The sequence below is a fragment of the Pseudomonas sp. FW215-R2 genome (assembly GCF_058789255.1).
The window spans coordinates 283,620-307,616 of the sequence record NZ_JBYTBO010000001.1 but is presented as its reverse complement, the minus strand read 5'-3'; the positions used below and the strand labels follow the sequence as shown (position 1 = coordinate 307,616).

Annotated in this window: 19 protein-coding genes; 15 read left to right on the top strand and 4 right to left on the bottom strand. The window is 61.4% G+C overall.

The genetic code is table 11. The features are described 5' to 3' along the window. Positions 1-154 precede the first annotated feature (154 nt). Positions 155-1,423 carry a malic enzyme-like NAD(P)-binding protein gene (locus tag AC3WRD_RS01295; protein WP_096819922.1) on the top strand — a complete coding sequence of 423 codons (1,269 nt, stop codon included), beginning with the start codon at positions 155-157 and terminating at the stop codon, positions 1,421-1,423. A 169-nt stretch (positions 1,424-1,592) separates the two neighbouring features. Here AC3WRD_RS01295 and AC3WRD_RS01290 read toward each other — a convergent pair whose 3' ends face one another. Further along, positions 1,593-4,037 carry a penicillin-binding protein 1A gene (locus AC3WRD_RS01290; RefSeq protein ID WP_371858309.1) on the bottom strand — a complete coding sequence of 815 codons (2,445 nt, stop codon included), beginning with the start codon at positions 4,035-4,037 and terminating at the stop codon, positions 1,593-1,595. A gap of 219 nt (positions 4,038-4,256) precedes the next feature. On the opposite strand from AC3WRD_RS01290, the gene AC3WRD_RS01285 reads away from it, so the two are divergent. The 11 genes from AC3WRD_RS01285 (at position 4,257) to hemE (ending at position 20,001) form a co-directional block, all read left to right on the top strand. Beyond that, positions 4,257-5,321, top strand: a complete 1,065-nt coding sequence (locus tag AC3WRD_RS01285) for a pilus assembly protein PilM (protein WP_102620205.1) — start codon at positions 4,257-4,259, stop codon at positions 5,319-5,321. Then, positions 5,321-5,887, top strand: coding sequence for a PilN domain-containing protein (locus AC3WRD_RS01280; RefSeq protein WP_102620204.1), 567 nt, complete (start codon positions 5,321-5,323; stop codon positions 5,885-5,887). Before AC3WRD_RS01285 ends, AC3WRD_RS01280 begins: the two co-directional genes overlap by 1 nt. Next, positions 5,884-6,507: a type 4a pilus biogenesis protein PilO gene (gene pilO, locus AC3WRD_RS01275; protein WP_102620203.1), complete on the top strand. Its 624-nt coding sequence runs from the start codon at positions 5,884-5,886 to the stop codon at positions 6,505-6,507. The genes AC3WRD_RS01280 and pilO overlap by 4 nt, the downstream gene beginning before the upstream one ends. Next, positions 6,504-7,028, top strand: coding sequence for a pilus assembly protein PilP (locus tag AC3WRD_RS01270; protein ID WP_096819917.1), 525 nt, complete (start codon positions 6,504-6,506; stop codon positions 7,026-7,028). Before pilO ends, AC3WRD_RS01270 begins: the two co-directional genes overlap by 4 nt. Before the next feature lie 13 nt (positions 7,029-7,041). Next, complete coding sequence (locus AC3WRD_RS01265) at positions 7,042-9,120, top strand: type IV pilus secretin PilQ (protein ID WP_102620202.1); 2,079 nt, start codon at positions 7,042-7,044, stop codon at positions 9,118-9,120. Positions 9,121-9,124: 4 nt separating this feature from the next. Next, positions 9,125-9,643, top strand: coding sequence for a shikimate kinase AroK (gene aroK / locus AC3WRD_RS01260; RefSeq protein ID WP_045121685.1), 519 nt, complete (start codon positions 9,125-9,127; stop codon positions 9,641-9,643). Positions 9,644-9,785: 142 nt separating this feature from the next. Beyond that, positions 9,786-10,886: a 3-dehydroquinate synthase gene (gene aroB, locus AC3WRD_RS01255; protein WP_102620201.1), complete on the top strand. Its 1,101-nt coding sequence runs from the start codon at positions 9,786-9,788 to the stop codon at positions 10,884-10,886. 10 nt (positions 10,887-10,896) lie between these two features. Continuing rightward, a complete protein-coding gene (locus AC3WRD_RS01250) occupies positions 10,897-12,495 on the top strand; it encodes an AAA family ATPase (RefSeq protein ID WP_102620200.1) in 1,599 nt (532 codons plus the stop codon). A 350-nt stretch (positions 12,496-12,845) separates the two neighbouring features. Continuing rightward, positions 12,846-17,291 (top strand): glutamate synthase large subunit, encoded by a 4,446-nt coding sequence (gene gltB / locus AC3WRD_RS01245; RefSeq protein ID WP_102620199.1) that lies wholly within the window; start codon positions 12,846-12,848, stop codon positions 17,289-17,291. A gap of 33 nt (positions 17,292-17,324) precedes the next feature. Then, the gene (locus AC3WRD_RS01240) at positions 17,325-18,743 is read left to right on the top strand and encodes an FAD-dependent oxidoreductase (RefSeq protein WP_007909438.1); all 1,419 of its coding nucleotides are present in this window, start codon (positions 17,325-17,327) and stop codon (positions 18,741-18,743) included. A gap of 190 nt (positions 18,744-18,933) precedes the next feature. Further along, the gene (gene hemE, locus AC3WRD_RS01235; RefSeq protein ID WP_007952372.1) at positions 18,934-20,001 is read left to right on the top strand and encodes a uroporphyrinogen decarboxylase; all 1,068 of its coding nucleotides are present in this window, start codon (positions 18,934-18,936) and stop codon (positions 19,999-20,001) included. A 56-nt stretch (positions 20,002-20,057) separates the two neighbouring features. On the opposite strand, the gene AC3WRD_RS01230 is transcribed toward hemE, so the two are convergent. After that, positions 20,058-21,332, bottom strand: coding sequence for an MFS transporter (locus AC3WRD_RS01230; protein ID WP_102620198.1), 1,275 nt, complete (start codon positions 21,330-21,332; stop codon positions 20,058-20,060). Positions 21,333-21,450: 118 nt separating this feature from the next. Between AC3WRD_RS01230 and AC3WRD_RS01225 the strand changes: the two genes are divergently transcribed. After that, a complete protein-coding gene (locus tag AC3WRD_RS01225; RefSeq protein ID WP_039766450.1) occupies positions 21,451-22,347 on the top strand; it encodes a LysR family transcriptional regulator in 897 nt (298 codons plus the stop codon). Here the strand turns inward: AC3WRD_RS01225 and AC3WRD_RS01220 are convergent, their stop codons facing one another. Next, positions 22,348-22,785 carry an excinuclease gene (locus AC3WRD_RS01220; protein ID WP_096819910.1) on the bottom strand — a complete coding sequence of 146 codons (438 nt, stop codon included), beginning with the start codon at positions 22,783-22,785 and terminating at the stop codon, positions 22,348-22,350. A 118-nt stretch (positions 22,786-22,903) separates the two neighbouring features. On the opposite strand from AC3WRD_RS01220, the gene AC3WRD_RS01215 reads away from it, so the two are divergent. Continuing rightward, positions 22,904-23,209 (top strand): type II toxin-antitoxin system RelE/ParE family toxin, encoded by a 306-nt coding sequence (locus tag AC3WRD_RS01215; RefSeq protein WP_102620197.1) that lies wholly within the window; start codon positions 22,904-22,906, stop codon positions 23,207-23,209. Next, on the top strand, positions 23,206-23,493 hold the full coding sequence (locus AC3WRD_RS01210) for an addiction module antidote protein (RefSeq protein ID WP_011332089.1): 288 nt from the start codon (positions 23,206-23,208) through the stop codon (positions 23,491-23,493). Before AC3WRD_RS01215 ends, AC3WRD_RS01210 begins: the two co-directional genes overlap by 4 nt. Before the next feature lie 48 nt (positions 23,494-23,541). Here the strand turns inward: AC3WRD_RS01210 and AC3WRD_RS01205 are convergent, their stop codons facing one another. Further along, a complete protein-coding gene (locus tag AC3WRD_RS01205) occupies positions 23,542-23,985 on the bottom strand; it encodes an excinuclease (RefSeq protein WP_102620196.1) in 444 nt (147 codons plus the stop codon). Between the last annotated feature and the right edge of the window lie 12 nt (positions 23,986-23,997).

Here is a 23,997-nt window from a genome sequence, read left to right as displayed (position 1 = left end):
TTGTGAACAGTCAAGCCCTTGTGCGCCGTGGCTCTTGGCCCAAAGTCGTAGGGCAGGGCGCTTGACAGGGGTGACCGGGCAGTCTTGTGGGGACTTTGCGAGGCGCGTATCCTCGCTGACCAGTCTGTCCAACAGTAAAAAGCGGAATGCCAAAATGTCTGATCTGAAAACTGCCGCTCTCGAATATCACGCCCATCCTCGTCCAGGAAAGCTGAGTGTCGAGCTCACCAAGGCCACTGCTACCGCCCGCGACCTGTCGCTGGCCTACAGCCCCGGCGTAGCTGAACCAGTGCGCGAGATCGCTCGCGATCCTGAACTGGCCTACAAGTACACCGGCAAGGGCAACCTGGTTGCAGTCATTTCCGATGGCACCGCGATTCTGGGCCTGGGTAACCTCGGCCCACTGGCTTCCAAGCCAGTGATGGAAGGTAAAGGCGTGCTGTTCAAGCGCTTCGCCGGCATCGACGTGTTCGACATCGAAGTCGATTCCGAAAGCCCGCAAGCCTTCATCGACACCGTAAAACGCATTTCCATCACCTTCGGTGGCATCAACCTGGAAGACATCAAGGCACCTGAGTGCTTTGAGATCGAACGCGCTCTGATCGAGCAGTGCGACATTCCGGTATTCCACGATGACCAGCACGGCACCGCGATCGTGACCGCTGCGGGCATGATCAACGCCCTGGAAATCGCTGGCAAAACCCTCGGCGAAGCCAAGATCGTCTGCCTGGGCGCCGGCGCTGCCGCTATCTCCTGCATGAAATTGCTGGTGAGCATGGGCGCCAAGGTCGAGAACATCTTCATGATCGACCGTACCGGCGTGATCCACGCTGGCCGTGACGACCTGAACCAGTACAAGGCTGTGTTTGCTCACGCTACCGAGAAACGCACGCTGGACGACGCCATCGAAGGCGCTGACGTATTCGTCGGCCTGTCGGGCCCGAACCTGCTGAGCGCCGAGCAACTCAAGCGCATGGCGGCCAACCCGATCGTCTTCGCGTGCTCCAACCCGGATCCGGAAATCTCCCCGGAACTGGCCCACGCCACCCGTAACGACGTGATCATGGCCACCGGCCGTTCGGACTACCCGAACCAGGTCAACAACGTGCTGGGCTTCCCGTTCATCTTCCGTGGTGCCCTGGACGTTCGCGCCAAGCGCATCAACGAAGAAATGAAAGTGGCTGCTGCCAACGCCCTGCGTGAACTGGCCAAACTGCCGGTTCCACAGGAAGTGTGCGACGCCTACGGCGGCATCAAGCTGGAATTCGGTCGTGAGTACATCATTCCGAAGCCAATGGACAAGCGCCTGATCACCCTGATCTCCGACGCCGTGGCCAAGGCCGCGATCGAGACCGGTGTGGCCACCCTGCCGTATCCGAAGCACTACCCGCTGAAAAGCGTGGATGACGTGTTCAACGGCTAAGCCGTTGTAGCGCTTCAACCGAAAGCCCCGGCTCGTGAGAGTCGGGGCTTTTTTGTGCCTGAGGGTTTTGTGTCGGGTGTGGCCGGTTCATCCAGCACCAATCCTGAAGGCAATAAAAAGCCCCGCACTTCTCACGAAGGCGGGGCTTTTTGGCGGATCAGGATCGGGATCAGAACAAGTCTATCGGCGCCTGTTCATCCGCTGGCAACGGACTGCCCGGTGCTGTGCCGTTACCGATCTCGTTGACCGACGGCGGCGTGTCTTCGGCCTTGAACAGCTCGAAGTAGGCGCCCGGTGTGCTCGGTGTGGCCGCGCGGCCGCTGACCGGGTCCACCCGCAGGCTCAGGATGCCTTCCGGCTCTGGCTGGACATGCGGCGGCTTGTCCTTGAGCGCGGCGCTCATGTAGTTCATCCAGATCGGCAACGCCACGGTGCCGCCGAACTCCCGGCGACCGAGGCTTTCCGGCTGGTCGAAACCGGTCCAGACCGTGGTCACGTAATCGGCGTTGTAACCGGAGAACCACGCATCCTTGGATTCGTTGGTGGTACCGGTTTTACCCGCGATGTCGCTGCGACCCATGGCCAGTGCACGACGACCGGTGCCGAGCTTGATCACGTCCTGCAACATGCTGTTGAGGATGTACGTGGTGCGACCATCGACGATGCGCTCGGCGACTGCCGGCACTTGCGGCATTGCGGCACTGCCCGGCGCTTCACCCGGAATCGGCGCTGCGTTGACGGTGATCGATTGGGTCGCCGGTGCCGCGATGCCGTCGGTGGCTGCGCCGCCCTGCGGTACTGTCGGCGGGTTGGCGACAAACAGCGTGTCGCCATTGCGGCTTTCGATCTTGTCGATGATGTACGGGGTGATCTTGAAACCGCCGTTGGCGAAGGTGCTCCAGCCGGTGGCGATTTCCATTGGCGTCAGGGTCGCGGTGCCCAGCGCCAGGGACAGGTTAGGCGGCAGGTCCTGTTTGTTGAAGCCGAAGCGGGTGATGTAGTCGATGGTCTTGCCTACGCCCATCGCCTGCAGCAAGCGGATCGAAACCAGGTTGCGCGACTTGTACAGCGCCTCACGCAGACGGATCGGGCCGAGGAAGGTGTTGGTGTCGTTCTTCGGACGCCAGACCTTGTCCAGGTACTCGTCGACGAACACGATCGGTGCGTCGTTGACCAGGCTGGCGGCGGTGTAGCCGTTATCCAGCGCGGCGCTGTAGACGAACGGCTTGAAGCTCGAGCCCGGCTGACGCTTGGCCTGCATTGCGCGGTTGTAGTTGCTTTGCTCGAAGGCGAAACCGCCGACCAGCGAGCGGATCGCACCGTTCTGCGGATCCAGCGACACCAGCGCGCCCTGGGCCTGCGGAATCTGGCTGAACTTCAGCGAATTGTTCGGCTGGCGCTGTACGCGCACCAGATCGCCGACCTGCGCGACATCCGATGGCTGACGCGGCGCGGCACCCATGCTGTTGGTATTGAGGAACGGACGGGCCCATTTCATGGTGTCCCACGCCACGTGCTCTTCACCGGTGCGGGTCAGCACTTGCAGACCGTTCTTGTCGACCTGGGTGACGATGGCCGGCTCGAGGCTGCTGATGGTGCGCTGCTTGGTCAGCTCGGTGGCCCAGGCTTCATGGGTCTTGCCCGGCAGACGCGATTCAGGGCCACGGTAGCCGTGACGCTGGTCGTAGGTCATCAGGCCTTCGTGCAGCGCGGTGTTGGCCATTTCCTGCAGGTTGCTCGGCACCGTGGTGGTGACGCGGAAACCTTCGGTATAGGCGTCGCTCCCGTAGCGGCCGACCATTTCGGCGCGGGCCATCTCGGCGATGTACGGCGCGTTCACTTCCGGGGTTGGCACGTGGTAGCTGGCGTTCAACGGCTCGTTGATGGCGGCGGTGTAGTCGGCCTCGGTGATCTTGCCGAGCTTGTACATGCGCCCGAGGATCCAGTCACGACGCTCCTTGCTGCGCGCCGGGTTGGCCAGCGGGTTGAAGCGCGAAGGGGCTTTCGGCAGGCCGGCGATCATCGCCATCTGCGCCAGGCTGACCTCGCGAATCGACTTGCCGTAATACACCTGCGCCGCCGCCTCGATGCCGTAGGCGCGGTTGCCCAGATAAATCTTGTTCACGTACAGCTCGAGGATCTCGTCCTTGGTCAGCTGACGTTCTATCTGCAGGGCCAAGAGGATTTCCGTGGTCTTGCGCGAGAAGCTGCGTTCGCTGGTCAGGAAGAAGTTCTTCGCCACCTGCATGGTGATGGTGCTGCCGCCGGACTGGATGTGCCCGCTCTTGACCAGTTGGGTCGCGGCACGCATCAGGCTGCTCGGATCGACACCATAGTGGTTGGCGAAGTTGTCGTCTTCAGCACTTAGTAACGCATTGATGAAATTGGGGGGAATGTCGGCGAAACGGATCGGCGTGCGGCGCATTTCGCCAAATTCTGCGATCAACTTGTTGTCGCTGCTGTACACCCGGAGCGGAATCTGCAACTGAATGCTTCTCAGCGCCTCCACAGATGGCAAACCCGGACTAAGGTAAAGAAACGCGCCGCTGAGACCTAAAAGCAGTCCGCAGAAAACGGCGACGATGGACCAACCGAAGAATTTCAGCAGACGAATCAAGGCTTTTGGACATCCAGGGCAAAGAATGAATTGGGCGACAGGGTTCCGGAAACACACAGAACGGCCCGCGCCGGCAGTAAAAAGCGGAAAAAATCGCTGGGCATTATAAGCACTTTTCCGCTGGGGGCGTCATTTGCGCTTCTGTCAAGACGGGGCGAGGGAACGCAATGCGCATTACAGAGTCCGTAACTCACGGATAGTCATAGGGAATTGGTAGTGCTAGGACTCTTCAACAAAAAGACCAACACGTTACTGGGGATCGACATCAGCTCCACTTCGGTGAAGCTGCTGGAGCTGAGCCGTCAGGGTGAGCGCTACCGGGTCGAGGCGTACGCGGTGGAGCCGTTGCCGGCCAACGCCGTGGTCGAGAAGAACATCGCCGAACTCGAAGGCGTCGGGCACGCCTTGTCCCGGGTGCTGGTCAAGGCGCGTACCGGGCTCAAGAGCGTGGCGGTGGCGGTGGCCGGCTCGGCGGTGATCACCAAGGTCATCGAAATGGACGCCGGGCTGTCCGACGACGAGCTGGAAAACCAGCTCAGGATCGAGGCCGATCAATACATCCCCTATCCGCTGGACGAAGTTGCCATCGACTTCGAAGTCCAGGGCGTTTCACCGCGCAATCCCGAACGGGTCAATGTGCTGCTGGCTGCCTGTCGCAAGGAAAACGTCGAAGTCCGCGAGGCGGCACTGGCCCTCGCCGGCCTGACTGCGCGGGTGGTGGATGTCGAGGCGTATGCGCTTGAGCGCTCGTTCGGCTTGCTGGCCATGCAGCTGGCGGCTTCCCAGGAGCGCCTGACCGTTGCGGTGGTCGATATCGGCGCCACCATGACCACCCTCAGCGTCCTGCACAACGGCCGGATCATCTACACCCGCGAGCAACTGTTTGGCGGACGCCAGCTGACCGAGGAAATCCAGCGCCGTTATGGCCTGACCATTGAGCAGGCCGGGCTGGCCAAAAAGCAGGGCGGTCTGCCGGACGATTATGTCAGCGAAGTCCTGCAGCCCTTTCGCGAGGCGCTGGTGCAGCAGGTCTCGCGCTCCCTGCAATTCTTCTTCGCCTCCGGCCAGTACAACGCGGTCGACCACATTCTGCTGGCCGGTGGCACGGCGTCGGTGCCCGGGCTGGATCGGCTGATCGAAGAGCGCCTGGGCACGCCGACCCAGGTCGCCAACCCGTTTTCCGACATGGCCTTGAGCAGCAAGGTCAACGCCGGGGCCCTGGCCAGTGATGCGCCGGCCCTGATGATTGCCTGCGGGCTCGCGCTCAGGAGTTTCGACTGATGGCGCGGATCAACCTTTTACCCTGGCGTGAGGAGCGCCGCGAAGAACGACGCAAACGCTTCCTGCTGGCCCTGACGGGCGTGGTGGTCGGTTCGGTCGGCGCGGTCTTCATTGCTGCTCAGATTTTCAGCGCCGCCATTGAGCGGCAACAGGTGCGCAACGATTACATCGGCAAACAGATCGCCGTGGTCGATGAGCGGATCAAGCAGATCAGCGAGCTCAAGGCGCGTCGCCAGCAATTGGTGGAGCGGATGCGCATCATCCAGGACCTGCAGGCCAACCGGCAGGTCAGCGGGCGGATTTTCGATCAACTGGCGCGCACCCTGCCTGACGGGGTGTATTTCACCAGCGTGAAAATGGTCGGCAAAACCCTGTCGATCAGCGGTGCGGCGGAGTCGAACAATCGGGTGTCCGACCTGATGCGCAATCTCGATGCATCCGACTGGTTCGATGCGCCGAGCCTGAACGAGGTCAAGGCGACCACGGCCGGGCAACTGGATCAGGCCAACGTCTTTCAACTGACCGTCCGTCAAACCCGGCCCAAGAACCTGGAGGACAATCAATGAAACCGTCCGAATGGTTCGCAAGCCTGCGCAATATCGATTTCAACGACCTGGATACCAGCAACATCGGCTCCTGGCCGCCGGCCGTCAAAGGCCTGGCCGGGGCGCTATTGATGATCCTGGTCCTGGCGCTGGGCTACAACTTTTTCGTCAGTGACATGGAAAACCAGCTTGAGCTCAAGCGTACGGAGGAAGCCACGCTCAAGGAGCAGTTCACCAGCAAGGCACACCTGGCGGCCAATCTCGAGCTGTACACCCAGCAGATGAAGGAAATGGAGAACTCGTTCGGCGTCCTGCTGCGGCAATTGCCCAGCGACACCGAAGTGCCGGGGCTGCTGGAAGACATCACGCGCACCGGTCTGGGCAGCGGTCTTGAATTCGAGGAGATCAAGCTGTTGCCGGAGGTGACGCAGCAGTTCTACATCGAATTGCCGATCCAGATCACCGTCACAGGCGCGTATCACGACCTCGCCACCTTCGTCAGCGGCGTGGCCGGATTGCCGCGGATCGTGACCCTGCACGACTTCGAGCTGGCGCCGGCCAACCCGGAAGGCGGGACGAAGTTGCGCATGAGCATCCTCGCCAAGACGTACCGCTACAACGACAAGGGGCTGCAAAAATGAGCCCGATCCGTTTCCTTCTATTGTCGACCTTGACGCTGGGCTTGAGCGGTTGCGGCGGCAACGATTTCAGCGATCTCGACGCCTACATGAATGAAGTGCGACTGCGGCCGCCGGGCAAGATCGAGCCGACGCCGACCTTCCGTTCCTACCCGACGTTCACCTACAGCGCCGCCAGCCTGCGCAGCCCGTTCTCGCGTCAGGTGCGGGTTGATCTGGCCGGGCAGCAGCATGGTTCGCGCAACGTCAAACCGGACCCGAACCGGGTCAAGCAGTACCTCGAAGGTTTCAACATCGAGCAATTCGAGATGGTCGGCACGATTGCCAATGCCTCCGGCTCCTTTGCGCTGCTGCGCGGGGCGGGCGGGGTGCATCGGCTGAAAGTCGGCGATTACCTGGGGCGCAACGACGGGCGCATCGTCGCGATCAGCGCCTCCCAGGTCGATGTGGTCGAAATCGTTCCCGATGGCGAAGGCGCCTGGCTGGAGCGGCCGCGCACCATTCCTTTGAAAGAGCACTCATAGTGGAAGTCGAACAATGAACAGGATTTTCTCCACCCTCGGTTTTTCGCTATGGATAGCGCTGCTGTCGCCGATGGTTCAAGCGGCCAATCTGAAGACGCTGGACGTTGCGGCGCTGCCGGGCGATCGCGTCGAGTTGAAGCTGTCGTTCGACGGCCCACCGCCACAGCCCAAGGGCTACACCACCGATTCGCCTGCGCGGATTGCTCTGGATCTGCCGGGAGTGGCCAGCCAGCTCGCGAGCAAGACTCGCGACCTCGGTAGCGGTAATGCGCGCACTGCCACCGTGGTCGAGGCCAACGACCGTACCCGGTTGATCATCAACCTGACGCAGTTGGCGCCGTATGACGCCCGGGTCGAGGGGAACACGCTGTTCGTGGTGGTCGGGCAGGGCAGCAAAGTTACTGCGCCGCGACCTGCTACCAAGGCTCCGCGCACCACGCCGGTGGTCGCCCCGGCCCGGACGTTTGCGCCTACCGCCAAGGCCATCCGTGGCGTGGACTTCCAGCGTGGCACGGCGGGTGAGGGCAATGTCGTCATCGACCTGTCCGACCCGACCATTGCGCCGGACATCCAGGAACATGACGGCAAGATCATCCTCAATTTTGCCCGCACCCAATTGCCCGAGCCGTTGCGGGTGCGCCTCGACGTCAAGGATTTCGCCACCCCGGTGCAGTTCGTCAATGCTGGCGTCAGCGGGGATCGCGCGACCATCACCGTCGAGCCCAGCGGCACCTTCGACTATTCCACTTACCAGACCGACAACAAGCTGACCGTGAGCATCCGGCCGTTGACCGTCGATGACCTGCAAAAGCGCAACGCCGACCGCAACAGCTACAGCGGCGAAAAGCTTTCGCTGAATTTCCAGGACATCGATGTGCGTTCGGTGCTGCAGCTGATCGCCGATTTCACCAACCTCAACCTGGTGGCCAGCGACACGGTGCAGGGCGGAATCACCTTGCGCCTGCAAAACGTGCCTTGGGATCAGGCGCTGGATCTGGTGCTCAAGACCAAAGGGCTGGACAAGCGCAAGGTCGGCAACGTGTTGCTGGTGGCGCCGGCGGATGAAATCGCTGCCCGCGAACGGCAGGAACTGGAATCGCAGAAACAGATCGCCGAGCTGGCACCGCTGCGCCGCGAGCTGCTGCAAGTGAATTACGCCAAGGCTGCGGACATCGCCAAGCTGTTCCAGTCGGTCACCAGCGCCGAGGCCAAAGTCGACGAACGGGGTTCGATCACCGTCGATGAGCGCACCAACAACATCATCGCCTACCAGACCCAGGATCGCCTCGACGAGCTGCGGCGGATCGTGGCGCAACTGGATATCCCGGTGCGTCAGGTGATGATCGAGGCGCGGATCGTCGAAGCCAACGTCGATTACGACAAAAGCCTGGGCGTGCGCTGGGGCGGATCGATCCAGAACAAGGGCAACTGGAATACTTCCGGGGTCAGCAACGGCTCGTCGACCACCATCGGTACACCGGGGAGCACCAGCACCAACTCACCGTTCGTCGACATGGGCACGGTCAACAATACGTCCGGGATCGGCATTGCGTTCATCACCGACAACGTCTTACTGGACCTTGAGCTGACGGCGATGGAGAAGACCGGCAACGGTGAAATCGTCTCGCAGCCCAAGGTCGTCACCTCCGACAAGGAGACCGCGAAGATCCTCAAGGGCACCGAAATTCCGTATCAGGAAGCCAGCTCCAGCGGCGCTACGTCGGTGTCTTTCAAGGAGGCATCGCTGTCGCTGGAGGTCACGCCGCAGATCACTCCGGACAACCGCATCATCATGGAGGTGAAGGTCACCAAGGACGAACCGGACTACCTGAATAAAGTGCAGGATGTACCGCCGATCAAGAAAAACGAGGTCAATGCCAAGGTGCTGGTGAACGACGGCGAGACCATCGTGATTGGCGGAGTTTTCTCAAATACTCAAAGCAAGGTCGTAGATAAGGTGCCATTTCTTGGCGATGTGCCGTATCTTGGCCGCCTTTTCCGGCGTGATGTGGTTTCGGAGAAAAAATCCGAGCTGCTGGTATTCCTCACTCCGCGTATCATGAATAACCAGGCGATTGCTGTGAGTCGTTGATTCTGTGCGAAATTTGATTCTTGTAGGACCGATGGGGGCTGGAAAAAGCACCATCGGCCGATTACTGGCCAAAGAGCTGCGCCTGCCGTTCAAGGATTCCGACAAGGAAATTGAACTGCGTACGGGCGCCAATATCCCGTGGATCTTCGACAAGGAAGGCGAGCCCGGTTTTCGTGATCGTGAGCAGGCGATGATCGCCGAGCTGTGCGCGTTCGACGGCGTGGTGCTGGCGACGGGCGGCGGCGCGGTGATGCGCGATGCCAACCGCAAGGCCCTGCATGAGGGCGGACGGGTGGTGTATCTGCACGCCTCCGTCGAGCAGCAGGTCGGCCGCACCTCCCGCGACCGCAACCGTCCGCTGCTGCGCACGGCCAATCCCGAGAAAACCTTGCGCGACCTGCTGGCGATCCGTGATCCGCTTTATCGGGAAATCGCCGATCTGGTGGTGGAAACCGACGAGCGGCCACCACGCATGGTCGTGCTCGATATTCTCGACCGCCTGCAGCAGCTTCCGCCCCGTTAAAGCGCCGCTCGAAATGCGCTATCCTCGGCGTCCTGTCGAGGGTTGTGGCGGATCGCATGCAAGCGGCGTCACATCACTCAAGACCGGGGACATCCGATAATTCAAGGCAGGACGCCTGCTTCCATCTTCACTGTGGGGACACATGCAGACACTCAAGGTCGATCTAGGCGAGCGCAGCTACCCGATTCATATTGGCGAAGGACTGTTGGATCAGCCTGAATTGCTGGTTCCGCACATCCACGGGCGGCAAGTGGCAATCATCTCCAACGAGACTGTTGCGCCGCTCTATCTCGAGCGTCTGACCCGCAGCCTGGCACAATTCTCGGTGGTTTCCGTGGTGCTGCCGGACGGCGAAGCCTTCAAGAACTGGGAAACCCTGCAACTGATCTTCGACGGCCTGCTGACTGCTCGGCATGATCGTCGTACCACCGTCATCGCCCTTGGTGGCGGTGTGATCGGCGACATGGCCGGTTTTGCAGCCGCCTGCTACCAGCGCGGCGTCGATTTCATCCAGATTCCTACCACGCTGCTGTCCCAGGTCGATTCGTCGGTGGGCGGCAAGACCGGGATCAACCACCCGCTGGGCAAGAACATGGTCGGCGCCTTCTATCAGCCGAACGTGGTGCTGATCGATACGGCGTCCCTGAAAACCCTGCCAGCGCGCGAGCTGTCGGCAGGTCTGGCCGAAGTCATCAAGTACGGCCTGATCTGCGACGAGCCGTTCCTGACCTGGCTCGAAGACAACGTCGACGCCCTGCGCGCACTGGATCAGAAAGCCCTGACCTATGCCATCGAGCGCTCCTGCGCGGCCAAGGCGGCGGTGGTCGGCGCCGATGAGAAAGAGACCGGTGTGCGCGCCACGCTCAACCTCGGCCACACCTTCGGCCACGCCATCGAAACCCACATGGGCTATGGTGTCTGGTTGCACGGTGAAGCGGTCGCTGCTGGCACGGTAATGGCGATGGAAATGTCCGCGCGCCTCGGCTGGATCAGCGAGCAGGAGCGCGATCGCGGGATTCGTCTGTTCCAGCGTGCCGGCCTGCCGGTGGTGCCGCCTGAAGAAATGAGCGAAGCCGATTTTCTCGAACACATGGCAATTGACAAAAAAGTGATCGACGGTCGTTTGCGCCTGGTGCTGCTGCGCCGGATGGGCGAAGCGGTAGTGACCGACGATTATCCGAAAGAGGTTCTACAGGCCACGCTGGGAGCGGATTACCGCGCTCTGGCTCAGCTTAAAGGTTAATAAGATTCCGATGACTAGTTTGCATGCCGACGAGGCGTTCCTCGGCCATTTCCAGTTAAGTCATGACCCTTTCGCTCCACGGGTCCCGGGCTTCAAATTCTTCCCGGCCCAGCGCAAACCGGTGCTGGGTCAACTGCACCACCTGGCGCGTTACAGCCAGTTGCTGCTGGTGGTCACCGGCCCTCAGGGCAGCGGCAAGACGTTGCTGCGCCAGGCGCTGGTTGCCAGCACCAACAAGCAGTCGGTTCAGAGTGTTGTCGTCTCCGCCCGTGGCGCCGGCGATGCGGCCGGTGTGCTGCGTCAGGTCGCCCAGGCGCTGGACGTGGCCCAGGCCGATGTCGGAGCGATCCTCGATCAGGTCGTACAGTTGGCGCTGACCGGCCAGGAAGTCTATCTGCTGGTGGACGATGCCGAGCAGCTCGACGAGTCCGCCCTCGAAGCCCTGATGGCTTTGGGTGCCGGCGCACCGGAAGGCCGTCCGCATGTGTTCCTGTTCGGTGAGTCGTCGCTGATTGCTCAGCTTGAGGCACTGCACCTTGAAGAAGAGCGCTTCCACGTCATCGAATTGCAGCCGTACACCGAAGAAGAAACTCGCGAATATCTCGACCAGCGGCTCGAAGGCGCGGGCCGTGGCGTCGAACTTTTCACCGCGGATCAGATCTCTGATATTCACGAAAGCTCCGAGGGTTGGCCGGGCAACATCAACCAGGTCGCTCGCGATGCTCTGATCGAAGTCATGATTGCCAGCCGCTCTGCGGTCAAGCGTCCAAGTATGGGGTTCAACATGCCGAAGAAACACGTATTGGCGATTTCCGCCGTCGTCGTGGTGGCGGTCGCTGCCGCCTGGCTGATGCCTGGCCGCAACAAGGCGCCGACCACCGGCGCACCGGCCAATGAACAGGCACAGCTGCCATTGGGCCAGGGTGGCGCACCGAACGTGGAGTTCGCCGGTAACACCCAGCCGATGCCGTTGCCGCTGGTCGGCAATTCGCAACCGGTCATGCGCAAGCCATTGGCCGAAGCGGCGGGCGGGATTACCGAGGGTGACGACGGTGTGCCGCTGGAAGGTTCCAGCAATACGCCACCAACCGTGACCACCACCGCGCCACCGGCCGGTGTGCCTGCCGGTCCTGCGCCGACGCCGGTCCCGGTCCCTGCGGCCAAACCGACACCGGCACCGACTCAGGTCGCCACGGCCAAGCCAGTGCCTGCTCCGGCCGCCCCAGTCGCCAAGCCTGCTCCGGCGCCTGCCAAGCCTGTAGCAGCGGCCAAACCGGCCGAGAAAGCCGCCGAGAAGCCGGTCACCGTCGCCAAAGCCGCTGGCGGCAGCTGGTACGCCGGCCAGGCGCCGGGCAACTACGTGGTGCAGATCCTCGGCACCAGCTCTGAAGCCGCCGCACAAAGCTTCGTCAAGGAGCAGGGCGGCGAGTACCGTTATTTCAAGAAAGTCCTCAACGGCAAGCCGCTCTACGTGATCACCTATGGCAGCTTTGCCAATCGTGATGCGGCCGTTTCTGCCATCAAGGCCTTGCCAGCGAAGGTTCAGGCTGGTAAACCTTGGCCTCGCACTGTCGCCAGCGTCCAACAGGAACTGGCAACAACTCGCTGAAGATTCGGCGGCCTTACCCAGGCCGCCTCTCCAAGCACCTCAAAATCTCTACAAGTGCGCGCCGTCTCTACAGACCGCGTGCCTTGTGGTGTCTGCGTCACAGTAGTCTTTGAGTCGTTGCGGTCAAAATTAAAAAAGTTTTGACTAGCACAGCAGATCGCTTTAAACCTTTCACAAATGCGACATGAATTTGCGACATTTCGTCGTCAAATTTGTGAGCCTCTGTGTCGCTGTGTACAATGACCACCCTTTTGCCCCCGCTAAGCCGGCGTACGTTCGGCGCGAGATGCAAGTGGTTGAATTGAAAAGAAATTTGCCTCGAAAAGAGGCAGCCTGGTGAGAAAGTGTCTATGAAAGCAGGTCTGTACCAACCAGATGAATTCAAGGATAACTGCGGTTTCGGCCTGATAGCCCATATGCAGGGCGAACCCAGTCATACCCTATTGCAAACGGCCATTGAGGCCCTGACCTGCATGACCCACCGCGGTGGGATTAATGCCGACGGCAAGACCGGTGACGGTTGCGGTCTGCTGATTCAAAAGCCTGACGCCTTCCTGCGCGCGATTGCCCAGGAAGCCTTCAGCGTCGAGCTGCCCAAGCAATATGCCGTGGGCATGGTCTTCTTCAACCAGGATCCGGCCAAGGCCGAAGCCGCTCGCGAGAACATGAACCGCGAGATCCTGGCCGAAGGCCTGCAATTGATCGGCTGGCGCAAAGTGCCCATCGACACCAGCGTCCTCGGCCGCCTCGCCCTTGAGCGCCTGCCGCAGATCGAGCAGGTGTACATCGGCGGCGAAGGCCTGAGCGATCAGGACATGGCGGTCAAGCTGTTCAGCGCACGTCGTCGTTCGTCCGTGGCCAACGCCGCTGACACCGACCACTACATCTGCAGCTTTTCCCACAAGACCATCATCTATAAAGGCCTGATGATGCCGGCCGACCTGGCCGCGTTCTATCCGGACCTGGGTGACCAGCGCCTGCAAACCGCGATCTGCGTGTTCCACCAGCGCTTCTCCACCAACACCCTGCCGAAATGGCCGCTGGCTCAGCCATTCCGCTTCCTCGCTCACAACGGCGAGATCAACACCATCACCGGTAACCGCAACTGGGCCCAGGCCCGTCGCACCAAGTTCAGCAACGATCTGATGGATCTGGAAGAACTCGGCCCGCTGGTGAACCGCGTTGGCTCCGATTCTTCGAGCATGGACAACATGCTCGAACTGATGGTCACCGGTGGCATCGACCTGTTCCGTGGCGTGCGGATGATCATTCCGCCTGCGTGGCAGAACGTCGAAACCATGGACCCGGATCTACGTGCGTTCTACGAGTACAACTCGATGCACATGGAGCCGTGGGACGGCCCGGCCGGCGTGGTGATGACCGATGGTCGTTACGCGGTGTGCCTGCTCGACCGTAACGGTCTGCGCCCGGCGCGCTGGGTCACCACCACCAATGGTTTCATCACTGTCGCTTCGGAAATCGGCGTCTGGAACTACCAGCCGCAGGACGTGATCGCCAAGGGCCGCGTCGGTCCTGGGCAGATCCTCGCCGTGGACACCGAAACCGGGCAGATCCTCGACACCGACGCGATCGACAACCGTCTGAAATCCCGTCATCCGTACAAGCAATGGCTGCGCAAGAATGCCCTGCGTATCCAGGCGACCATGGAAGACAACGATCACGGTTCGGCTTTCTACGACGTCGATCAGCTCAAGCAATACATGAAGATGTATCAGGTCACGTTCGAAGAGCGCGATCAGGTACTGCGTCCGCTCGGCGAGCAAGGCTACGAAGCCGTTGGCTCGATGGGCGACGACACGCCGATGGCCGTGCTGTCCCAGCGCGTGCGCACGCCGTATGACTATTTCCGTCAGCAGTTCGCGCAGGTGACCAACCCGCCGATCGACCCGCTGCGTGAAGCGATCGTGATGTCGCTGGAAATCTGTCTCGGTGCCGAACGCAACATCTTCCAGGAATCGCCGGAGCACGCTTCGCGCGTGATCCTCAGCTCGCCGGTCATTTCCCCGGCCAAGTGGCGCTCGCTGATGAACCTCGACCGCCCGGGTTTCGAGCGGCAGATCATCGACCTCAACTATGACGAAAGCATCGGCCTCGAAGCGGCGATCCGCAACGTCGCCGATCAGGCTGAAGAAGCCGTGCGCGCCGGTCGTACCCAGATCGTTCTGAGCGACCGCCATATCGCGCCGGGCAAGCTGCCGATCCACGCCTCGATGGCTACCGGCGCGGTACACCACCGCCTGACCGAAAAAGGCCTGCGCTGCGATTCCAACATCCTCGTTGAAACCGCAACCGCCCGCGATCCGCACCACTTCGCGGTGTTGATCGGTTTCGGCGCCTCGGCGGTCTATCCGTTCCTGGCCTACGAAGTGCTGGGCGACCTGATCCGTACCGGTGAAGTGCTGGGCGACCTCTACGAGGTGTTCAAGAACTACCGCAAAGGCATCACCAAAGGCCTGTTGAAGATCCTGTCGAAGATGGGCATCTCGACCATTGCGTCCTATCGCGGTGCGCAGCTGTTCGAAGCCATTGGTCTGTCCGAAGAAGTTTGCGAGCTGAGCTTCCGTGGTGTGCCGAGCCGCATCAAGGGTGCGCGTTTCGTCGACATCGAAGCCGAGCAGAAAGCACTGGCCACCGAAGCCTGGAGTCCGCGCAAGCCGATCCAGCAGGGCGGTCTGCTGAAGTTCGTCCACGGTGGCGAATACCACGCTTACAACCCGGACGTGGTCAACACCCTGCAAGCCGCCGTGCAGCAGGGCGACTACGCCAAGTTCAAGGAATACACCTCGCTGGTGGACAACCGTCCGGTGTCGATGATCCGTGACCTGTTCAAGGTCAAGACCCTCGAGAAACCGCTGGACATCAGCGAAGTCGAGCCGCTGGAATCGGTGCTCAAGCGCTTCGACTCCGCCGGTATCTCGCTGGGCGCCCTGTCGCCGGAAGCTCACGAAGCCCTGGCCGAAGCCATGAACCGCCTGGGTGCGCGTTCCAACTCCGGCGAAGGCGGCGAAGACCCGGCACGCTACGGCACCATCAAGAGCTCGAAAATCAAGCAGGTTGCGACCGGTCGTTTCGGCGTGACCCCGGAATACCTCGTCAACGCCGAAGTGCTGCAGATCAAGGTCGCCCAGGGCGCCAAGCCGGGCGAGGGCGGGCAACTGCCGGGCGGTAAAGTGAACGGGCTGATCGCCAAACTGCGTTACGCAGTGCCGGGCGTGACCCTGATTTCGCCACCGCCGCACCACGACATCTATTCGATCGAAGACTTGTCGCAGCTGATTTTCGACCTGAAACAGGTCAACCCGAAGGCGCTGGTTTCGGTGAAGCTTGTGGCCGAAGCGGGCGTCGGCACCATCGCCGCCGGTGTGGCCAAGGCCTATGCGGACTTGATCACCATCTCCGGCTACGACGGTGGCACCGGTGCTTCGCCGCTGACCTCGATCAAATACGCTGGCGCACCGTGGGAACTCGGCCTGGCCGAAACCCACCAGACCCTGCGCGGCAACGACCTGCGCGGCAAGGTTCGGGTGCAGACCGACGGCGGCCTGAAAACCGGCCTCGACGTGATCAAGGCGGCCATCCTCGGCGCCGAAAGCTTCGGCTTCGGTACCGCGCCGATGATCGCGCTGGGCTGCAAATACCTGCGTATCTGCCACCTGAACAACTGCGCCACTGGCGTCGCGACTCAGAACGAGAAGCTGCGCAAGGATCACTACATCGGCACCGTCGACATGGTGGTGAACTTCTTCACCTACGTCGCCGAAGAAACCCGTGAGTGGCTGGCCAAGCTGGGCGTGCGTTCCCTCGAAGAGCTGATCGGCCGCACCGATCTGCTGGAAGTCCTCGAAGGCCAGACCGCCAAGCAACATCACCTGGACCTGACCCCGCTGCTGGGCAGCGATCACATCCCGGCGGACAAGCCTCAGTTCTGCGGCGTCGAGCGCAACCCGCCATTCGACCAGGGCCTGCTGGCCGAGAAAATGGTCGAGATGGCGACGTCGGCGATCAACGACCTCAGCGGCGCCGAGTTCGAACTGGACATCTGCAACTGCGACCGTTCGATCGGCGCACGGATCTCCGGCGAAATCGCCCGCAAGCATGGCAATCAGGGCATGGCCAAGGCGCCAGTCACCTTCCGCTTCAAGGGCACTGCGGGTCAGAGCTTCGGCGTGTGGAACGCCGGCGGTCTGAACATGTACCTGGAAGGCGACGCCAACGACTACGTCGGCAAAGGCATGACCGGCGGCAAACTGGTTATCGTGCCGCCGAAGGGCAGCGCTTATCAGACTCAGAACAGCGCCATCATCGGCAACACCTGCCTGTACGGCGCCACTGGCGGCAAGCTGTTCGCCGCCGGCACCGCAGGCGAGCGTTTCGCCGTGCGCAACTCAGGTGCCCACACGGTCGTGGAAGGCACTGGCGATCACTGCTGCGAGTACATGACCGGTGGTTTCGTCTGCGTCCTGGGCAAGACCGGTTACAACTTCGGCTCTGGCATGACCGGCGGTTTCGCCTACGTGCTCGACCAGGACAACACCTTCGTTGACCGGGTCAACCACGAACTGGTGGAAATCCAGCGGATCAGCGGCGAGGCGATGGAAGCCTATCGCAGCCACCTGCAGAACGTGCTGAACGAGTACGTCGCGGAAACCGACAGCGAGTGGGGGCGTGAACTCGCCGAGAACCTCGATGACTACCTGCGTCGTTTCTGGCTGGTCAAGCCGAAGGCTGCCAACCTGAAGTCGTTGCTTTCCAGCACCCGTGCCAACCCGCAGTGATATGCGCCTGAAGAGTTTGATGAGGTTTTAACAATGGCTGAACGTCTGAATAACGACTTCCAGTTCATCGACGTCGGGCGCAAAGATCCGAAGAAGAAACTGTTGCGTCAACGCAAGAAAGAGTTCGTGGAAATCTACGAACCGTTCAAACCCCAGCAGTCGGCCGACCAGGCCCACCGCTGCCTGGGTTGCGGCAACCCGTATTGCGAATGGAAGTGCCCGGTGCACAACTTCATTCCGAACTGGCTGAAACTGGTGGCCGAGGGCAACATCCTCCAGGCCGCCGAGCTGTCGCACCAGACCAACACCCTGCCGGAAGTCTGCGGCCGGGTGTGCCCGCAGGATCGTCTGTGCGAGGGTGCCTGCACCCTCAACGACGGCTTCGGCGCGGTGACCATCGGTTCGGTCGAGAAGTACATCACCGACACCGCGTTCGCCATGGGCTGGCGCCCGGACATGTCCAAGGTCAAACCGACCGGCAAGCGTGTCGCGATCATCGGTGCAGGCCCGGCGGGCCTCGGTTGTGCCGACGTGCTGGTGCGCGGCGGCGTGACTCCGGTGGTGTTCGACAAGAACCCGGAAATCGGCGGTCTGCTGACCTTCGGCATCCCCGAGTTCAAGCTTGAGAAGACCGTGCTGAGCAATCGTCGCGAAGTCTTCACCGGCATGGGCATCGAGTTCCGCCTCAACACCGAGGTCGGCAAGGACGTGACCATGGAGCAGTTGCTCGCCGAATACGATGCCGTGTTCATGGGCATGGGCACCTACACCTACATGAAGGGCGGTTTTGCCGGTGAGGATCTGCCGGGCGTTTATGACGCGCTGGATTTCCTGATTGCCAACGTCAATCGCAACCTGGGCTTTGAAAAGTCGCCGGAAGATTTCGTCGACATGAAAGGCAAGAAGGTTGTGGTGCTGGGCGGCGGCGACACGGCGATGGACTGCAACCGCACGTCGATCCGCCAGGGCGCCAAGTCGGTGACCTGTGCTTATCGTCGTGACGAAGCGAACATGCCCGGCTCGCGCAAAGAGGTGAAGAACGCCAAGGAAGAAGGCGTGAAATTCCTCTACAACCGCCAGCCGATCGCCATCGTCGGCGAAGACAAGGTCGAAGGCGTGAAAGTGGTCGAGACCCGTCTCGGCGAACCGGACGCCCGTGGCCGTCGCAGCCCCGAGCCGATCCCGGGCTCCGAAGAGATCATCCCGGCCGACGCCGTGGTCATCGCTTTCGGTTTCCGCCCGAGCCCGGCGCCGTGGTTCGAGCAGTTCGAGATCCAGACCGACAGCCAGGGCCGCGTCGTTGCGCCTGAGCAAGGTCAGTACAAGCACCAGACCAGCAACCCGAAAATCTTCGCCGGTGGCGACATGGTGCGCGGTTCCGACCTGGTGGTGACGGCGATCTTCGAAGGCCGCAATGCGGCGGAAGGGATCCTCGACTACCTGGGCGTCTAAACCCGGTTCGAAACTGCACCGCAATACCTGTGGGAGCTGGCTTGCCAGCTCCCACATTGTTTTCAGGGTGTTGCTGAAATCCGCGAAATCATTGCGACAAATTGACCCGATAGACAAAAGGCTGACCTGCAACCGTGCCTTTTGCGTCGCGCTCTGAGAAAATGCCCGCACTTTTTTTCCGGATGCCGACATGACTGCCCTGAAGAACGACCGTTTCCTCCGCGCCCTGCTCAAGCAACCCGTAGACGTCACCCCTGTGTGGATGATGCGCCAGGCCGGCCGCTACCTGCCGGAATACCGCGCCAGCCGCGCCCAGGCCGGTGATTTCATGAGCCTGTGCATGAATCCGGAATTCGCCTGCGAAGTCACGCTGCAACCTCTCGACCGCTATCCGCAACTGGACGCGGCGATCCTGTTCTCCGACATCCTCACCATTCCCGATGCCATGGGCCAGGGCCTGTACTTCGAGACCGGTGAAGGTCCGCGCTTCAAGAAAGTCGTCAGCACCCTGGCCGACATCGAAGCCCTGCCGATCCCGGATCCGCACAAAGACCTTGGGTACGTGATGGACGCGGTCAGCACCATCCGCCGCGAACTGAACGGCCGCGTGCCGCTGATCGGTTTCTCCGGCAGCCCATGGACCCTCGCCACTTACATGGTCGAAGGCGGCTCGTCGAAAGACTTCCGCAAGACCAAGGCGATGCTCTACGACAACCCGCAAGCCATGCACCTGTTGCTGGACAAGCTGGCGCAGTCGGTGACCTCGTACCTGAACGGCCAGATCCAGGCCGGTGCGCAAGCGGTGCAGATCTTCGATACCTGGGGCGGCAACCTGTCGGCGGCGGCGTATCAGGAATTCTCCCTGGCCTACATGAAGAAAATCGTCAGCGGCCTGATCCGCGAGCACGACGGTCGCAAGGTGCCGGTGATCCTGTTCACCAAGAACGGCGGCCTGTGGCTGGAAAGCATCGCCGACGCTGGCGCCGACGCACTGGGCCTGGACTGGACCTGCGACATCGGCAACGCCCGCGCCCGCGTTGGCGACAAGGTCGCACTGCAAGGCAACATGGACCCGACCGTGCTGTACGCCAAGCCGGAAGCGATCCGCACCGAAGTCGGGCGCATCCTCGCCAGCTACGGCAAGGGCAGCGGCCACGTGTTCAACCTCGGCCACGGCATCACGCCTGAAGTCGATCCGGAACACGCTGGCGCGTTCCTGCGTGCGGTGCACGAGTTGTCGGCGCAGTACCACGAGTGATCGTGCCTCAATAAAAAACGCCCGGCTTATGCCGGGCGTTTTTTTATGGGCGTGAATCAGGCTTTGACGCCGCCCAGCGGTGGCAGCTTCGCCAGCTTCAACGCCACCAACAGCGCCACCAGCAGCAACGCGCCGATAAACAACCCAATCCCGTTCCACCCGGCCATGTGCCAGAACACCCCGCCCGCTGTCCCGGCGATGCTCGAGCCGGCGTAATAGCTGAACAGGTACAGCGACGACGCCTGGCCCTTGGCCTTGAGCGCCCGACGGCCGATCCAGCTGCTGGCCACCGAGTGTGCGGCGAAGAAGCCGAAGGTGAAGATCAGCATGCCGATGATCACCAGAGGCAGCGGTGTAAACATCGTCAGGGCGAGGCCGGCGAACATCAGGGCGATGGTGGCCCACAGCACTTTGCGGCGCCCCAGTTTGTCGGCCAGTGAACCGATTTTTGCCGAGCTGTAGATGCCCGACAGGTAGACCACCGACAACAACCCCACAAACACCTGATCCAGGTGATACGGCTCGGCCAGCAGGCGGTAGCCGATGTAGTTGAACAACGTGACGAACGCGCCCATCAGCACGAACGCCTCAAGGAACAGCAGCGGCAGGCCGGCATCGCGAAAGTGCATGGTGAAGCCGTCGAGCAGGCTGCGCGGATGCAGCGAGCGGGAGCGGAAGTTGCGCGACTCCGGCAGGATCTTCCAGAACACCGCTGCCGCAATCAGTGCCAGGCCGCCGATCACCAGCATCGCCGTGTGCCAGCTGACGAAGTCGATCAATACACCGGTAATCAATCGCCCGCTCATCCCGCCAATCGCGTTGCCGCCGATGTACAGGCCCATCGCCAGACCGATGTGTTGCGGATGGATTTCCTCGCTCAGGTAAGTCATTGCAACCGCTGCCAGGCCGCTCAACGACAGCCCGATCAGCGCCCGCATGATCAGCACGCCGTGCCAGCTCGGCATCATCGAACTGGCGATGGTGCACAGGGCCGCAGCAAACAGTGCGGCAACCATCACCGGTTTGCGCCCGACCCGATCGGAAATCGGCCCGGTGATCAGCAGACCGAAGGCCAGCATGCCGGTGGCCACCGACAGGATCAGGCTGCTTTGCGCCGCGTTGATCGAATACTCCTGGGACAGCAACGGCATCATCGGCTGCACGCAGTACAGCAGGGCAAACGTCGCGAAGCCGCCGCTGAAAAGCGCGAGCACCGTGCGCATGAACGCGGGCGTGCCTTTCTCGATGTAGATCTCTTGCAGTTCGGTCGGCACATCGTCCGCCGCAGCGGGCGGGACTTCATGGGCCAGTGGAGCGACGGCGGTTTTCACATCAGACCTCGGAGGGCGCGGGCAGGCAGGCAATGAAAAAATCATATAGCTGGCTAATGTTTCTATCCAATATATTGTTCGACCTGTTTGATAGCTTTCACGACCTAATGGGGTTTCCATGGAATTGCGTCACTTGCGCTACTTCATCGCCGTCGCCGAAGAACTGCATTTCGGCCGCGCCGCACAGGTGCTGGGCATTTCTCAGCCACCGCTGAGCCAGCAGATTCAGGCGCTGGAACAGGAAGTCGGCGCACGGCTGTTCGAGCGTACCAATCGTCGGGTCGAGCTCAGCGAGGCCGGACGATTGTTTCTGGAAGAGGCGCGGCTGGTGCTGGCTCAGGTCGACAAAGCGGCGGACGTGGCGCGGCGGGCGCAGCTCGGAGAGCTGGGGGAACTGAAGATCGGCTTCACTTCGTCGGCGCCGTTCAACTCGACGATTCCCCAGGCGATTTTTTCCTTCCGCCAGCGTTTCCCGGCCGTGCACCTGAATCTGCGGGAGATGAGTAGCACCATGGTGGCCGACGCATTGGTGGACGAATCGATCGAGGTCGGCATCATGCGCCCCCTGGGCCTGCCGGATTCGCTGAGCGTGGTCGAACTGATGCGCGAGCCATTGGTGGCGGTGCTCAGCTCCAAACATCCGCTGGCGCAGGGTAGCGAGGAAGGTCTGTTTCTTTCGGCGCTGGCTCTGGAGCCGTTCGTGTTCTTCCCGCGCAGCTACGGCAGCGGTCTTTACTCGCAACTGATCAGCCTGGCCCGTGACGCCGGTTTCAGCCCGCACTTCGCCCAAGAGGCGGGGGAGGCAATGACGATCATCGGCCTGGTGGCGGCGGGCCTGGGCGTGTCGGTCATGCCGGCCTCGTATCAGCGGATGCGCATCGACGGCGTGGTCTATCGGCCGTTGCTCGATCCCGAAGCGGTGACGGCGGTGTGGCTGGTGCAGCGCAAGGATCAGAAATCGCCGATGGCCAAGGCGTTCGTCGAGCTGCTCACGCGCAAGGTCGAAGCCGGTTGATCAGGGCAGTCGCACCAGGTCACCCTTCAACGCCACCCGCGTCACGAACACCCCGGCCCGACATTCGTAAGTGTTCAGATCCTTGCGCACATGCTGGTCGTAGTAGCTGACGATATTGGTCACCGCGTTGGCCCCGACGCGCTTGGCCTGGGCCTGCAGCGCAATCAGATTCGACTGCAACACCCACTCGCAGGAGTCGTGATCGCTCTTGTTGAAGCCATTGGTCTTCAGATCGCTGACCACCCCGCGCTGCAACATCCGCTGAGTCCCCAGTGGTCCATTGCCGATCAGGTAGAACTTCACACTGCCATCCAGCCGCCCGGCACGAATCGCATCCGACAGCACGGTTTCGAACGGCATGTACATCAGGTTGGTGGCGTGGCTGGCGCTGGGGAGCAGGCTGAAAAGGGCGGCGGCGATCAGGGCTTTCGCTTGCATGGTCATCTCCTTGACGTAACGCGCAGCAAATTACGGGTATGACGAGTGTAGACGCCGTATATCGGACAGAGAGAAGTCCATGTAGAGTGCGTGTAGCTCAACGGCTACACTTGCAGCCATGACTGAGATACTTCGAAGCTCCACATTCTCGAGCTGGCTTGTGAAGCTGGCTGATAGTCGCGCCAGGATGCGTATTCAGGTGCGAATTGATCGCATGGCTGATGGGAATTTCGGTGATGTCAAAGCCATTGGCGAAGGGATCAGCGAAGCCCGAATTGACTATGGCCCGGGATATCGGGTCTATTTCATGCAGCAAGGTCGTCAGCTGGTCATCCTCCTTTGTGGTGGAGACAAGAGCAGTCAATCTCGAGACATCAAGCAAGCCAGGCTCATAGCGGAATCCTGGCAGGAGCAAAACCCATGACCGAACAATTCACTCGTTGGGACTCAGCCGAGTACCTCAAGACAGAAGAGGACATGGCCAACTATCTGGACGCCTGTATGGAAGAGGCGGGTGACGACCCGGCTTTTATTGCCAAGGCACTTGGCACTATCGCTCGGGCGCGTGGCATGACGCAGGTTGCGCGCGATGCTGGGCTATCAAGGGAAAGTCTTTATCGCGCACTGTCAGGCGAGGTAAATCCTGAGTTTGGGACGATCCTCAAAGTCATGAAGGCGCTGGGGCTGAAGTTGCATGCCAGCACATGATCTGAACTGAAAAGGGCGCCGAAAGGCGCCCTTTGTCGTTTCCGGCCGTTATTGAACCGTCGCCAGATCACCCTTCAAGGCAACGCCAGCCATGATCGCGCCCGCATGGCATTCGTAGTTCTTCGCATCCTTGCGCTCGTTGCTCTTGTAGAAGCTGACGATGTTGGCCACGGCGTTGGCGCCGGCGTTTTTCGCGGCCTGGTGCAGGCTGATGATGGCTGACTGCACGACCCATTCGCAGGCCACTTCATCGGACTTGTTGAAGGCGTTGGTCTTCTTGTTGGTCACCGCGCCGCTGCTGACCACGGTGACTTTGCCGGCCGGGGCGTTGCCCGCCAGATAGAACTTCACGCTGCCGTCGATCTTGCCGGTGCGGGTTGCCTCGGCGACCGCCTTGTCGAACGGCAGGTACACCGCCGTGTCACGGGCCTGGCTGACGGCGGGCAAGGCGCAGAGCAGCAGGGTGGCGGCCGCGAGTTTGTTCAAACGCATGGAGGTCTCCTT